Origin of the sequence: Microbacterium sp. UBA3486, from assembly GCF_002377845.1 — a bacterium.
Taxonomy (GTDB): Bacteria; Actinomycetota; Actinomycetes; order Actinomycetales; family Microbacteriaceae; genus Microbacterium; species Microbacterium maritypicum_A.
This window is the reverse complement of the sequence record NZ_DFQP01000096.1, coordinates 5,920-18,541: the sequence shown is the minus strand read 5'-3', so window position 1 is coordinate 18,541 and position 12,622 is coordinate 5,920. Positions and strand designations below refer to the sequence as shown.

Below are 12,622 nucleotides of genomic sequence, written 5' to 3'. Positions count from 1 at the left end.
GCAGTCCGACGCTGACTTCGCCGCCCTGCTGCCGGCACTCGAAGCCGTGCGCGCCACGAGCCGGGCGTTCGACACTGCCCTGCGTGCCTCCGCGGCCGGACGCTTCGCGATCGTCTCCTCGACCGCCGTCGCACGTCCCCTCGCCGGCGGGGCGAACTACGCCGCCGTCAAGGCCGCGAGCGAAGCCTGGGCCCGAGCGGTCGCTCAGGGGTATGCCAAGGCGTCGCGCGAGGCCGGGGAGCCACTGCGGGCCGCATCCGTCGTGTTCCGCGCCCAGGCGCTCGACGCCGAGGTGCTCGCTGCACGGATCGTCGCGCTGTGGGATGCGGACGCCGCCGAGCTCAATGACCGGGTGTTCGACTTGGCCTGATTCCGGCCGGGATCACCGACGCGGTCCCCCGGATTCCGGGGGCATCCCCGGCACGACGGGCGGCGCGTCCGCACGCCGGGTCACGACGGGCTCGGTCTCGTCATCGTCCGGTGTCCGGTCCGAGATCTCCTCCTCCGCCCCCGCGATCTCCTGCTCCGGAGCCTCTGCGTACAGCTCTGTGAGCTTGCGGTACGAGCGGGTGAAGAAGGCCAGGGTGGCGGCGACGACCATGATCAGTCCGGCGAAAAGGCAGATGAGCGCGATGCCTCGAGCCTCTCCCTCGCCGAGCAGCCACCCCCACTGCCGCTGCCCCTGTGCGGTGTCCATGTACGGGATGATCAGGAACTCGGCGATCGGTGCGATCAGGAATGCGGTGATCGGGGCCGCTGCCGCCTCCATCGCGGCGGCCACTCCGAACACACGCCCCTGCCGCTCGAACGGCACGACCTTCTGGATCACGGTCTGCTCGGCCGCCTCCACCGGAGGCACCAGCGCCATGTACACCCACATGCCGACCACATACAGCGGCCACCACTCCCGCAGCATGAACACGGAGCCCAGCAGCCCCATCGCGATGACCACGAGCAGCATCGTGCGCATCGGCTTCGGACCGAGACCGAACTTGGCCACGAGTCCCCCGCCGACCAGGAATCCGGTCGACGCGAACGCCAGGGCGAATCCCCAGGTCTGGGCGTCGAAGAGCGTCAGCCCGTAAGGATCCATGAGCGCCATGTAGACGCCGCCGATGAGGTTGTTGAACGTGGAGAAGATGATCAGTGCGAAGAGGCCGGGAGCCAGCCGGATGGCCCGCACGCTCCCCCGGAAGTCGAGCGCGCTCGACGCGTTCGGGTCGGGCTCCGGATTGCCCTCGGGGATGCGTACGAACAGCAGATGCACGAACGTGAGCGCCATGGCGGCGATCGCGATCGCGAGCGTCCACCCCATGCCGAGGAAGCCGATCGAGAGTCCCGAGAACACGCTCGTGACGAGGAAGGCGATGCCCTGCACCGTGCCGACCAGGCCGTTGGCGTTCGCACGTCTCTCTTCGGGGATGAGCAGGGTGACCGTCGTGGACAGCGCGATGTTGCGCAGCTGCTCGATGACTCCGCCGAACAGGATGATGCCAGAGAACAGCCAGAACCACGGTCCTCCCAGGTCGAGCAGGGCCGCCTCGGGCTGCCAGAGGTAGAGCGCCCCGGCCACCAGGAAAGCGACAGCCGAGATGACGCTCGAGATCACCATGACGGTGTGCTTGCGGTTTCGATCGACGATCGTGCCGAACGCCATCGCGAAGAACGCGACGAACAGCATGTAGGCACCGCCGATGATGCCCGTGGCCAGCACCGACTGCGTCTCGATGTAGACCCAGAACGTGAGCGCGAACCACAGGAAGCTCGTCGTCACGTTCGCGATGAGCGTGTTGACGAGGACGTTGGCGAAGGCCCTCTTCGCTGCGGTGCGCTGCATGCCTAAGAGGGTAGGACCGGCCTCCGACATCCGGAAGCCCCTCTCCGGACAGAACATCGTCGTCGCACCGCGAGCACCGGCCGGACAATTAGGCTGGGGAGGTGAGCATCCAGCATGACCCCGCGATCCGGGGCTTCGCCAGTGACAACTACTCCGGTATCCACCCCGAGATCCTCGCGGCGATCGTCGCGGCGAACGGCGGCCACCAGAGCGCCTACGGCGAGGACGCGTACACCGCGCGCCTGCAGGAGGTCTTCCAGGAGCACTTCGGCGAGGGCGTGGAGGCGTTCCCGGTGTTCAACGGCACCGGCGCGAACGTGACCGGCCTGCAGTCGATGCTGCCACGTTGGGGCGCGGTGATCGCTGCCTCCACCGCGCACATCAACGTCGACGAGGCTGCGGCGCCCGAGAAGATCGGCGGCTTCAAGCTGCTCACGGTCGCCACCGACGACGGCAAGCTCACCCCCGAGCTGATCGACCGCGAGGCCTGGGGCTGGGGCGACGAGCACCGCGCGCAGCCGCTGGTCGTCTCGATCACCCAGACCACCGAGCTCGGCACGCTGTACACGGCCGACGAGATCCGCACGATCGCCGACCACGTGCATGAGCGCGGCATGAAGCTGCACCTCGACGGCGCACGCCTCTCGAACGCCGCTGCCGCCCTCGACCTGCCGCTGCGCGCGTTCACCCGTGACGCGGGCGTCGACGTGCTCACCTTCGGCGGGACGAAGAACGGTGCCATGCTCGGCGAGGCGATCGTCGTGCTGAACCCCGAGGCCTCCCACGGACTGAAGTACTCGCGCAAGTTCAACATGCAGCTGTCGTCGAAGATGCGATTCGTGTCGGCTCAGCTGATCGCCCTGCTCGAGAGCGACCTCTGGCTGCGCAACGCCCAGCACGCGAATGCCATGGCCGCCCGCCTGCGCTCCGAGATCGAGGCCGGCATCGCCGACGGCTCCATCCGGGGCGTCGGATTCACCCAGCCGACCCAGTCCAACGGCGTGTTCGCCACGCTCCCCGACGGAGTCGCCGACCAGCTCCGCGACTCGTTCCGCTTCTACGACTGGGACGCGGCGCGCAAGGAGGTGCGGTGGATGTGCGGCTTCGACACCGAGCAAGCCGACGTCGACGCCTTCGTCGCCGAACTCGCCCGGCTCACCACGGCCTGAGCGCCGCGAAGGCCAGCAGAGCAGACGTCAGCGCAGCGGACGTCAGCGCAGCAGACCGAGGCTCGCGAGAGCCTGGCGGATGAGCGTGCCCCGGCCGTTCTCCATCTCGGCGGCGACCGCGTCGGAACCGGCGGCCTCCGGCGAGAACCAGGTGACCTCGAGAGCGTCCTGACGCGGCTCGCACGTTCCCGTCACTGGCACCACGAACGCCAGCGACACGGCGTGCTGCCGATCGTCGTGGAACGCACTCACCCCAGGGATCGGGAAGTACTCGGCCACCGTGAACGGCAGCGGCTGCGGCGGCAGCAGCGGGAAGGCCATCGGGCCCAGGTCGTTCTCGACGTGGCGGAAGAGGGCGTCGCGGATCGTCTCACCGAAGCGGACGCGACCGGACACGATCGTGCGCGTCATCTCGCCCATCGGAGTGGAGCGCAGCAGGATGCCGATCTCGATCACCTGGCCGGAGCCGTCGGTGCGCACCGGGATCGCCTCGACGTAGAGCATCGGCAGACGGCGCCGAGCCTCTTCGAGCTCGAATTCGCTCAGCCAGCCGGGATTCGCGTCGGGCGCGGGCCGGTTCGAATCCGGGAAGTCACCGAGACCGTCGTCATCGGGCTCCGGATCGGGATCAGGTGTGCGGACGGCCATGTGTCCTTTCTACCAGCCGCTTCTGCGAATCGACACCGCGCGCACGTCGGTCGCCCCTGGCAGGATGACGGTGTGAGCGAGAACCTGACGATCGACGACACCGCGACCCGATGGTCGTCCCCCGACCGCGCGGGGATGCCACTGCTGGTCCTGCTGCACGGCTACGGTGCCGACGAGCACGACCTGTTCGGACTCGTCCCCTCCCTCCCCGAGGGCATCGCCGTCGCATCCGTCGCTGCGCCCCTCGCACCCCCGTGGCCGATGCCGGGGCGCTCCTGGTATCCGATCGAGGGGCTCGACGGGCGCAGCTCCGAGGCCGTGACCGTCGCGGCGGAGGCCTTCCTGCGCTGGCTCGACACCGCGGCAGCCGATGCCCCCTCGGTCGCCCTGCTCGGCTTCTCTCAGGGCGCGACGGTGTCGCTGCAGGCTCTGCGCCTGGCACCGGAGCGCTTCGGGGCCGTCGCGGTCCTGAGCGGCTACGCGGCACCGGGCGAGCTGCCGAACGACGAGTCGCTGGCAGAACTGCGCCCGCACGTGTTCTGGGGTCGGGGCACGCACGACGACGTCATCCCGCCCGCGTTGATCGATCACACCGCGCAGTGGCTGCCTGCGCACTCCGAGCTTTCCGGACGGGTGTACACCGGCCTCACGCACAGCATCTCCGAGGAGGAGCTGACCGACGTGCACCGGTTCCTCACGAAGTGGCTGGAGGGGATCACCAACGGCTGATCAGCGCTCGGGGGTCGCCTCTGGCTTCTCCGCGGAAGCGCCGGGATCGCCGTCAGGGCCGTCGTCGGTGTCGTCGCCGTCAGGGTCGCCCTCAGGCTGTCTTCCCGGGCGGGAACCCCCGCCCGACGTGATGGCGACGGAGAGCGCGACACCGATCGCCACTCCGATCCCGATACCGAGCGCCCAGTTCTGCAGGGCGGCACCCATCGACGCTCCGATCGCCACCCCGAGCGCGAGCCCCACACCCAGGCCCATGCGCGAACGCGACTCCTGCGGACTCGGATCCTGATCTGCCATGACTCCACGGTACGGATCCGCAGGCTCGACGGCATCCCCCGCACGACGGATGTCCGACACGCCCGGGAGTTGCGCGATCCTGACAACCCCGGGTATCGTCGGGGAGTCCTGTCCGCCGTGTCTGGAAGTCCTTTGATCTGATCCGTCGCCTCCGCGCTCTTCTTTCCGCGCGCTGACCCGACGATCGCCGACTCCACGGCAGACCCTCTCCTCTCGCATCCTGTGACGCGTGTCACGGCCCGGCAGGGGCTCGGTGTCAGTGCACCCTCGCACTCGACAGGAGACACTCATGTCAACTCCCACCACTCTTCACGCGTCGGTCATCCTCGACCGGCTCACCTTCACCTGGCCCGACGGCTCGGTCGCGCTCGACGGCGTCTCGGGCGCATTCGGCTCTGGACGCACCGGCCTGGTCGGTCGCAACGGCGCGGGCAAGTCGACGTTGCTGCGGCTGATGGCCGGCGAGCTCGAACCGACCTCGGGCGTGGTCACGGCATCCGGCGAGGTCGCGTACCTTCCGCAGCAGCTGACTCTCGATGTCGACCGCCGCGTCGCCGAGCTTCTCGGGGTGTCCGAGGCGCTCGACGCCGTGCGGGCGATCAGCGCCGGCGACGTCGATCCCGCCCACTTCGACGCGGTCGGCGACGACTGGGACATCGAGGCGCGCGCTGAGGCGTCCCTGGCGGAGGCCGGTCTCGCGCCGGACTTCCTCGACCGCAGGGTCGGAGAGCTCTCCGGCGGGGAGGCCGTGCTCGTGGCGATCGCCGGCATCCGCCTGCGCCGCGCACCGATCACGCTCCTCGACGAGCCGACCAACAACCTCGACCGGGACGCCAGGGCGAAGCTCGCGGCGATGGTGCGCGCCTGGAAAGGCACGCTCATCGTCGTCAGCCACGACCTGTCGCTGCTCGAGCTGATGGACGATACCGCCGAGCTCTACGCCCAGACCTTGAGCGTGTTCGGCGGTCCGTATTCGGAATGGCGTGCGTGGCTGGACGCCGAGCAGGATGCCGCGAAGCAGGCCGAGGTCACCGCCGCCCAGGTGCTCCGCAAGGAGAAACGGCAGCGGATCGAAGCCGAGGTGAAGCTCGCCCACCGCGCGCGCACGGCGAAGAAGGCGGAGATCGAGAAGCGGGTCCCGAAGATCGTCGCGCACGGCCGGAAGATGGCCGCCGAGGTATCGGCCGGCAGGCTCCGCACCGAGGTCGGAGCGAAGGAGGATGCCGCGCGCTCGGTTCTCGACGAGGCCGGGCGACGGGTACGCTCCGATTCGTCGATGAAGATCGAGCTGCCCGATCCGCAGGTGTCGCGCAGCCGCCGCATCGCGACGGTCGGCGATCACGAACGCGCGTGGGTGATCCAGGGGCCGGAGCGGGTCGCGCTGATCGGACGCAACGGCGCGGGGAAGACCACGCTGCTGGAGCGGTTGGTCGCCACCGGCGTTCACAGCTCAGGAGCAATGACTCCCGTCGGGCCGCAGGGGCGGGAAGGAAGCGGATCCGAGACGGAGGTCCTGAGTTCCGTACGGCCAGCCCTGCATGCCGAAGCCCATACCGACCTGATCGGCTACCTGCCGCAGCGGGTCGACGGCCTCGACGAGGAGCGGTCGGTGTTCGAGAACATCGCGACCGCGGCGCCGCACGTCCCGGAGAAGGAGCTGCGCAACCGCCTCGCGCGGTTCCTCATCCGAGGGGCCACCGCCGAGCGACCGGTCGCCGCCCTCTCCGGTGGCGAACGCTTCCGTGTCGCGCTGGCGAAGCTGCTGCTCGCCGACCCGGCACCCCACCTCGTGGTGCTGGACGAGCCGACGAACAACCTCGACCTCGATACGGTCGACCAGCTCGTCGACGCCCTCCGCGCCTACCGCGGGGCCGTGCTCATCGTGAGTCACGACGATGTGTTCCTGCGGCGGCTCGACCTTGATCTGACACTCGAGATCGACGCCGAAGGCGCGCTCCAGGAGGTCTCTCTGGGGCCATGAAGCGCGGAAGACGACGACGCGCGCCGGGACTCCGTTTCCTCGGCGCGCGCCGTCGTCGCACCGGAACCCGTCAGACCAGGCCGACCTCGTAGGCGAGGATGACGGCCTGCACGCGGTCGCGCAGATCGAGCTTGAGCAGGATGCGGCCGACGTGGGTCTTCACCGTCGACTCCGACACGAACAGGCTCTCGCCGATCTCGGTGTTGTTGTATCCCTTGGCGATCGCGAGGAAGACATCCCGCTCGCGTTCGGTCAACACGTCCAGCCGTGAATCGACCGCCTCGGCCTGTCGGGGAAGACGGGTGGCGAACAGGTCGAGCATCGACCGTGTGACGCGCGGCGAGACGAGGGCGTCACCGGCGGCGATCGCGCGGATCGCGGCGGTCAGCTGCGCGGGCGGGGTGTTCTTCAGCAGGAACCCGCTCGCTCCTGCGCGGAGGCTGCCGAACGCGTACTCGTCGAGGTCGAAGGTCGTGAGCACCAGCACCCGGCTCGACGGCGTGCTCCGCACGATGCGCCTGGTCGCCTCGATACCGTCCATCTCCGGCATCCGGATGTCCATCAGGATCACATCGGGTCGCAGATCGGCCGCGAGGTGCACGGCCTCCGCTCCTGAGACGGCCTCCCCGACCACCCGCATGTCATCTTCGGCATCGAGCACCATCCGCATGCCGCGACGGATCAACTCGTGGTCGTCCACGATGAGCAGCCGGATCTTCTCCTCGGTCATCCCTGTTCCTCCTGTTCGGGAAGTTCCACCCGCACGCGCCATCCGCCCTCGGGGAGCGGACCGGCGTCGACCGTCCCGCCGGCCAGCCGCGCGCGTTCCCGCACGCCCACGAGGCCGCGGCCCGATCCGACCGAGACCGCCGGCGGGCCCTGCCGGCCGTCATCGGTGACCTCGATCACGAGGACCTCTCCACGGAAATCGAGACTCACGAGCACCTCACGCGGGTCCTTGGCATAGCGCAGCGCGTTCGTGAGCGCCTCCTGCACGATGCGGTGGATCGTGTTCTGCAGCGCCGGTGCCCCGGGCGCCGCCCCTTGCATGTGCACCGTCACCGGCAGGCCCGCGGAGCGGAAGGTCTCGACCAGCGGCGTGAGTTCCGTCAGTCCGGGGTTGGGGCGCAGCGGGCTCTGTTCCTCGCCGTCGTCCGCGTCGTCGCCGAGCGCACCCAGCAGCTGGCGCATCTCGACGAGCGATTGCCGTCCGACCTCGCCGATCTCCTGGATGGCGCTGCGCGAACGCTGGGGGTCCTTCTCCGCGAGGGCGCTGGCGCCGTCGGCGAGCGACACCATGACCGACACGCTGTGCGCGACGACGTCGTGGATCTCGCGGGTGATCCTCGCGCGCTCGGCCAGCGTCGCGATCCGCGCCTGCTGGTCGCGTTCGCGTGCGAGCTGGTTGGCGCGGTCGAGGATCGCCCCGATGTAGCGCCGCCGGTCACCCACGGTGACTCCGAGGAGCGCGGCGATCAACATCACGACGAGGAACAGCAGGCTGCCCGGCACATACGTGAAGCCGCCATCGGGGGCACCGCGGCGCAGCCAGTCGAGAGCGGGGAGCACCACGACCCCGGCCAGCACCGTCACCCCGAAGGCGACCCATCCGCTGCGATTCGAGCGGTAGACGAAGAGCGCGTAGAGGGCGAAGCCGACTCCGATCGGCTCGGCAGGCGTGTCGGCGATGAGCGCGACGACCGCGACGACCGCGAAGACCGCGAACGTGAGCCACGGCCGATGCCTGCGGAAGAGGAGTCCTCCCGCCGCGAGAACGCCCAGCACTATCGGGACGACGATCGGAGCGAGCGGTGTCCAGTCGCCCGAGGAGAGGGGAGCGACGACCGCCCAGAACACGCTCACGATGAGGTACGCGAAGGCGAGCAGACCGTCGAAGAGCCAGGGGTGGTTTCCCCAGAACCGCCGGACGACCCCCGGCGGCCGCGGCAGGTCCACCGACCGGACCCCGCTCTCGCCGACGGATGCTGACTCTCGCATGTGACGACTCTACGCACCGCACGTCGGGTTCCTCAGCGGGAGACGGCGACGAGCGCACCCGTCGCGGTGCGACGCGCGGTGCTCTGATGCGGGTCGAGGGTCGGCGCCACCGGTTTCCACGTCTCGCGCCGCACCCGTCGACGCCGCTGCGCGACCGCCGTGTCCATTCCGAGGATCGCGAGCCACCCCATGCCGATGGTGGTCGCGACGAGCTCGAAGATGCTGCCGATGTCCGTGCGGAACTGCAGCAGGGAGAGGATGCCTCCCGCCGCGGCGATCACGGCCGTCGAGATGCCTGCGCCGAGCGACAGCACCCGGAGCGTGCGCCGACCTTCGACGAAGGAGACCTGCAGCATCGCGAACGCGGCCAGGGCGAAGGCGAGCACGGCGACCGTGGTGTGCACCAGATCCTGCCAGGTGAACGCGGGCCCCACCGGCAGCGGGCACCCGGTCGTGCACGTGACCTGCGAGGCCACCAGGAACAGCGATGAGGCCATCGCCACCGAGAACGACGGCGACCAGATGCTCAGCCACGGCACCGTCGAACGCAGCCCGCGCGAGGCCCAGGCCACAGCGAAGCCACCGGTGACGAGGAGCAGCAGTGCGAGCTCGAACCATCCCGCGGTCGGCTCGCCGTCGGCTCCGAGTCCGCTCACATACAGGACGCGGTCGATGCTCAGACGGGCGACCCAGATGATGGTCAGCGCGACGGCGACGAGCAGGCTTCCGACGATCGAGGCGACGATGCGGAGAGCGTTTCCGGCGGACGGAGGGGTGGTGTTCTCGGTGGGCATAGGGAGACGGTATGAGCGGAGGGAACCCGGTCGCGTCGGCCCGGAGTGCCCACTGTCGAGGGGCGTCGTACCGAGGTACGACGCCCCTTCGCCGTCGCGATGTGAGGGGAACGACCTCCGCCGAAACCCGTCGCTTCGCCGTCGCGGGAGATGTGCGCATGCGAACCTCCCACCTTCCGCCGACATCCTTCACGACCCCGATGTCCCCGGCCTCGACGAAGATGGAGGGATGAGCGACGTGCTCGACCGTTTCACCTCCGCGACGCAGGACTGGTTCCGGGGGGCCTTCCCCGCGCCCACGCCGGCGCAGGCGGGCGCCTGGAATGCGATCTCCGCGGGCAAGCACGCACTCGTGGTGGCACCGACCGGGTCGGGCAAGACGCTGTCGGCGTTCCTGTGGGCGATCGACAGCGTGTTCCGGGAGCGCATGGCGGAGACCGCCCCTCCGGCGAAGGGCGAGCCACGCACGCGCATCCTCTACATCTCTCCGTTGAAAGCGCTCGGCGTCGACGTCGAGCGCAACCTCCGCTCGCCCCTGATCGGCATCGGACAGTCGGCCAGACGGCTCGGAGTCCCGGCGCCGGCGGTGACGGTCGGCGTGCGCTCGGGCGACACGACCTCGAGCGACCGACGCAAGCTCGTGTCCGACCCGCCCGACATCCTCATCACGACCCCCGAGTCTCTGTACCTCATGCTGACGAGCCGCGCAGGCGAGACGCTGCGCGGCGTGCACACCGTGATCATCGACGAGGTGCACGCGGTCGCCGCCACCAAGCGCGGCGCGCACCTCGCCGTGAGCCTGGAGCGCCTCGACGCGCTGCGCCGCGCGAACGGCATCGGGACTCCCGCGCAGCGCATCGGACTCTCGGCCACCGTCCGCCCGATCGACGAGGTCGCCCGGTTCCTCGGCGGCTCGGCTCCGGTCGAGATCGTCGCGCCCCCCGCATCCAAGACCTTCGAGCTCGGCGTGATCGTGCCGATGGATGACATGACCAACCCGCCGCCCCCTCCCGGTGTGCCGGGGGATGCCGCCGATGCCGAGTACTCCGAGGTCACCGGCTCGGTCTGGCCGCACGTCGAGGAGGCGATCGTCGACCGCATCCTGCAGAACAACTCGACGATCGTGTTCGCCAACTCCCGTCGGCTCGCCGAGCGCCTCACCGGGCGTCTGAACGAGATCTACTCCGAGCGGATCGGCGTCGAACTTCCGGCGGCGACCGTACCCGCCGCCATGATGGCGCAGGCCGGAGCGACCGCAGGTGCCGATCCCGTGCTCGCGAAGGCGCACCACGGTTCAGTCTCGAAGGAGCAGCGCGCGCAGGTCGAGGAAGAGCTCAAGTCCGGCGTGCTGCGCTGCGTCGTCGCGACGAGCAGCCTCGAGCTCGGCATCGACATGGGAGCGGTCGACCTCGTGATCCAGGTCGAGGCACCGCCCTCGGCGGCCTCCGGTCTGCAGCGGGTGGGCCGCGCCGGTCACCAGGTGGGCGAGATCAGTCGCGCCGCGCTCTTCCCGAAGCACCGCGGCGACGTGCTGCACACCGCGATCGTGACCGAGCGGATGCTCGCGGGCAAGATCGAGGCGATCCAGGTGCCGCGCAACCCGCTCGACATCCTCGCGCAGCAGACCGTCGCCGCGAGCGCCCTCGGAGCCATCGGGGTCGAGGAGTGGTTCGAGACGGTTCGCCGGTCGGCGCCCTTCCAGGCTCTTCCGCGTTCGGCCTACGAGGCGACGCTCGATCTGCTGGCCGGTCGATTCCCGTCCGACGAGTTCGCCGAGCTGCGCCCCCGACTGGTGTGGGATCGCGATGCCGGCACGCTGACCGGGCGACCGGGAGCACAGCGGATCGCGGTGACCAGTGGCGGCACGATCCCGGACCGCGGCCTGTTCGGCGTCTTCGTCGCCGGCGAATCGACGGGCGCGCGGGTCGGCGAGCTCGACGAGGAGATGGTCTACGAGTCGCGGGTGGGCGACGTGTTCACGCTCGGTACGACGAGCTGGCGGATCGCGGAGATCACCCACGACCGCGTCAACGTGATCCCTGCCTACGGGCAGCCGGGCAAGGTGCCGTTCTGGCACGGCGACGGGATCGGCCGCCCGTTCGAGCTCGGCGAGGCTCTGGGCGCGTTCTCCCGCGAGGTGTCGGCGGCCACGCCCGAGAAGGCGGCGCAGAGACTGATCGACGCCGGACTCGACGAGCAGGCGCGAGCGAACCTGATGGCGCACCTGACCGAGCAGCGCGAAGCGACGGGCACGCTCCCGACCGACCGCACGCTCACCGTCGAACGTGGTCGCGACGAGGTCGGCGACTGGCGTGTCATCCTGCATTCCCCCTACGGCATGAAGGTGCACGCACCCTGGGCGCTGGCGATCAACGCCCGGGTGCGTGAGCGCCTCGGCGTCGAGGGGTCGGCGGTCGCGAGCGACGACGGCATCATCGTGCGCATCCCCGATGCCGAGGCCGAGCCGCCCGGCGCAGAGCTGTTCGTGTTCGAGCCCGACGAGCTGGAACACCTGGTCACCGAAGAGGTGGGCGGCTCCGCCCTGTTCGCGTCCCGCTTCCGCGAGTGCGCGGCGCGGGCACTGCTCATGCCCCGCATGAATCCCAACAAGCGCACCCCGCTGTGGCAGCAGCGACAGCGGTCGGCTCAGCTGCTCGAGGTGGCCAGGCGCCATCCGACCTTCCCGGTGATCCTCGAGACCCTGCGCGAAGTGCTGCAGGACGTCTACGACCTCCCCTCGTTGCGCACCCTCGCGACGTCGATCGCCGACCGCCGCATCCGCCTCGTCGAGACCGAGCCCGGCCAGCCCTCGCCATACGCCCGTGACCTGCTGTTCGGCTACGTGGGCGCCTTCATGTACGAGGGCGACTCCCCTCTCGCCGAGCGCAGAGCGGCCGCTCTCTCGGTCGACCCCGCACTGCTCGGCGAGCTGCTGGGCACGGTCGAGCTGCGCGAACTGCTCGACCCCGACGTGATCGCCCAGTTCGAGCGCGAGGCGCAGCGTCTCGACCCCGATCGCCGAGCGCGCGGACTCGAGGGCGTCGCCGACCTGCTGCGGATGCTCGGCCCCCTCGACGCCGACGAGGCGACGGCCCGCCTCGACCCCGACTCGATCGTCGACACCTCGGCAGCCGCCCTGCTCGACGAGCTGATCACCGCGCGCCGGGCG

At 69.9% G+C, this 12,622-nt stretch carries 10 protein-coding genes and 1 pseudogene; 5 read left to right on the top strand and 6 right to left on the bottom strand.

Annotated elements, in window-relative coordinates; all coding sequences use genetic code 11:
- Nucleotides 1-370: pseudogene (locus B2869_RS14855) on the top strand (alcohol dehydrogenase); the annotation flags it as partial.
- 12 nt (nt 371-382) lie between these two features.
- Here the strand turns inward: B2869_RS14855 and B2869_RS14850 are convergent.
- Nucleotides 383-1,837 (bottom strand): MFS transporter, encoded by a 1,455-nt coding sequence (locus tag B2869_RS14850; protein ID WP_292768178.1) that lies wholly within the window; start codon nt 1,835-1,837, stop codon nt 383-385.
- A gap of 101 nt (nt 1,838-1,938) precedes the next feature.
- Between B2869_RS14850 and B2869_RS14845 the strand changes: the two genes are divergently transcribed.
- A complete protein-coding gene (locus B2869_RS14845; RefSeq protein ID WP_029267459.1) occupies nt 1,939-3,006 on the top strand; it encodes a threonine aldolase family protein in 1,068 nt (355 codons plus the stop codon).
- Between the two features lie 42 nt (nt 3,007-3,048).
- Here the strand turns inward: B2869_RS14845 and B2869_RS14840 are convergent, their stop codons facing one another.
- Entirely contained in the window at nt 3,049-3,654 is a 606-nt protein-coding gene (locus B2869_RS14840) for an NUDIX hydrolase family protein (protein WP_021201180.1), read from the bottom strand.
- A 72-nt stretch (nt 3,655-3,726) separates the two neighbouring features.
- Between B2869_RS14840 and B2869_RS14835 the strand changes: the two genes are divergently transcribed.
- On the top strand, nt 3,727-4,383 hold the full coding sequence (locus tag B2869_RS14835) for an alpha/beta hydrolase (RefSeq protein ID WP_292768171.1): 657 nt from the start codon (nt 3,727-3,729) through the stop codon (nt 4,381-4,383).
- On the opposite strand, the gene B2869_RS14830 is transcribed toward B2869_RS14835, so the two are convergent.
- Nucleotides 4,384-4,680, bottom strand: coding sequence for a hypothetical protein (locus B2869_RS14830; RefSeq protein WP_292768168.1), 297 nt, complete (start codon nt 4,678-4,680; stop codon nt 4,384-4,386). It lies immediately after the preceding gene.
- Between the two features lie 289 nt (nt 4,681-4,969).
- On the opposite strand from B2869_RS14830, the gene B2869_RS14825 reads away from it, so the two are divergent.
- A complete protein-coding gene (locus B2869_RS14825) occupies nt 4,970-6,661 on the top strand; it encodes an ABC-F family ATP-binding cassette domain-containing protein (RefSeq protein WP_292768166.1) in 1,692 nt (563 codons plus the stop codon).
- Between the two features lie 70 nt (nt 6,662-6,731).
- Here B2869_RS14825 and B2869_RS14820 read toward each other — a convergent pair whose 3' ends face one another.
- Genes B2869_RS14820 through B2869_RS14810 form a run of 3 tightly spaced genes read right to left on the bottom strand, consistent with a single transcriptional unit; the run spans nt 6,732 to nt 9,453 of the window.
- Nucleotides 6,732-7,391, bottom strand: a complete 660-nt coding sequence (locus B2869_RS14820; RefSeq protein WP_292768163.1) for a response regulator — start codon at nt 7,389-7,391, stop codon at nt 6,732-6,734.
- Nucleotides 7,388-8,659, bottom strand: coding sequence for a sensor histidine kinase (locus tag B2869_RS14815; protein ID WP_292768159.1), 1,272 nt, complete (start codon nt 8,657-8,659; stop codon nt 7,388-7,390). The genes B2869_RS14820 and B2869_RS14815 overlap by 4 nt, the downstream gene beginning before the upstream one ends.
- A 32-nt stretch (nt 8,660-8,691) precedes the next feature.
- A complete protein-coding gene (locus B2869_RS14810; RefSeq protein WP_292768156.1) occupies nt 8,692-9,453 on the bottom strand; it encodes a DUF998 domain-containing protein in 762 nt (253 codons plus the stop codon).
- Between the two features lie 229 nt (nt 9,454-9,682).
- On the opposite strand from B2869_RS14810, the gene B2869_RS14805 reads away from it, so the two are divergent.
- Nucleotides 9,683-12,622, top strand: a 2,940-nt coding sequence (locus tag B2869_RS14805; protein WP_292768153.1) for a DEAD/DEAH box helicase, incomplete at its 3' end; no start/stop codon positions are given.

What these genes read in the sequence shown, in the direction of transcription:
- B2869_RS14810 (WP_292768156.1), bottom strand. Translation starts at nt 9,453, where the DNA reads ATGCCCACCGAGAACACCACCCCTCCGTCCGCCGGAAACGCTCTCCGC.
- B2869_RS14840 (WP_021201180.1), bottom strand. Translation starts at nt 3,654, where the DNA reads ATGGCCGTCCGCACACCTGATCCCGATCCGGAGCCCGATGACGACGGT.
- B2869_RS14825 (WP_292768166.1), top strand. Translation starts at nt 4,970, where the DNA reads ATGTCAACTCCCACCACTCTTCACGCGTCGGTCATCCTCGACCGGCTC.
- B2869_RS14830 (WP_292768168.1), bottom strand. Translation starts at nt 4,680, where the DNA reads ATGGCAGATCAGGATCCGAGTCCGCAGGAGTCGCGTTCGCGCATGGGC.
- B2869_RS14820 (WP_292768163.1), bottom strand. Translation starts at nt 7,391, where the DNA reads ATGACCGAGGAGAAGATCCGGCTGCTCATCGTGGACGACCACGAGTTG.
- B2869_RS14850 (WP_292768178.1), bottom strand. Translation starts at nt 1,837, where the DNA reads ATGCAGCGCACCGCAGCGAAGAGGGCCTTCGCCAACGTCCTCGTCAAC.
- B2869_RS14815 (WP_292768159.1), bottom strand. Translation starts at nt 8,659, where the DNA reads ATGCGAGAGTCAGCATCCGTCGGCGAGAGCGGGGTCCGGTCGGTGGAC.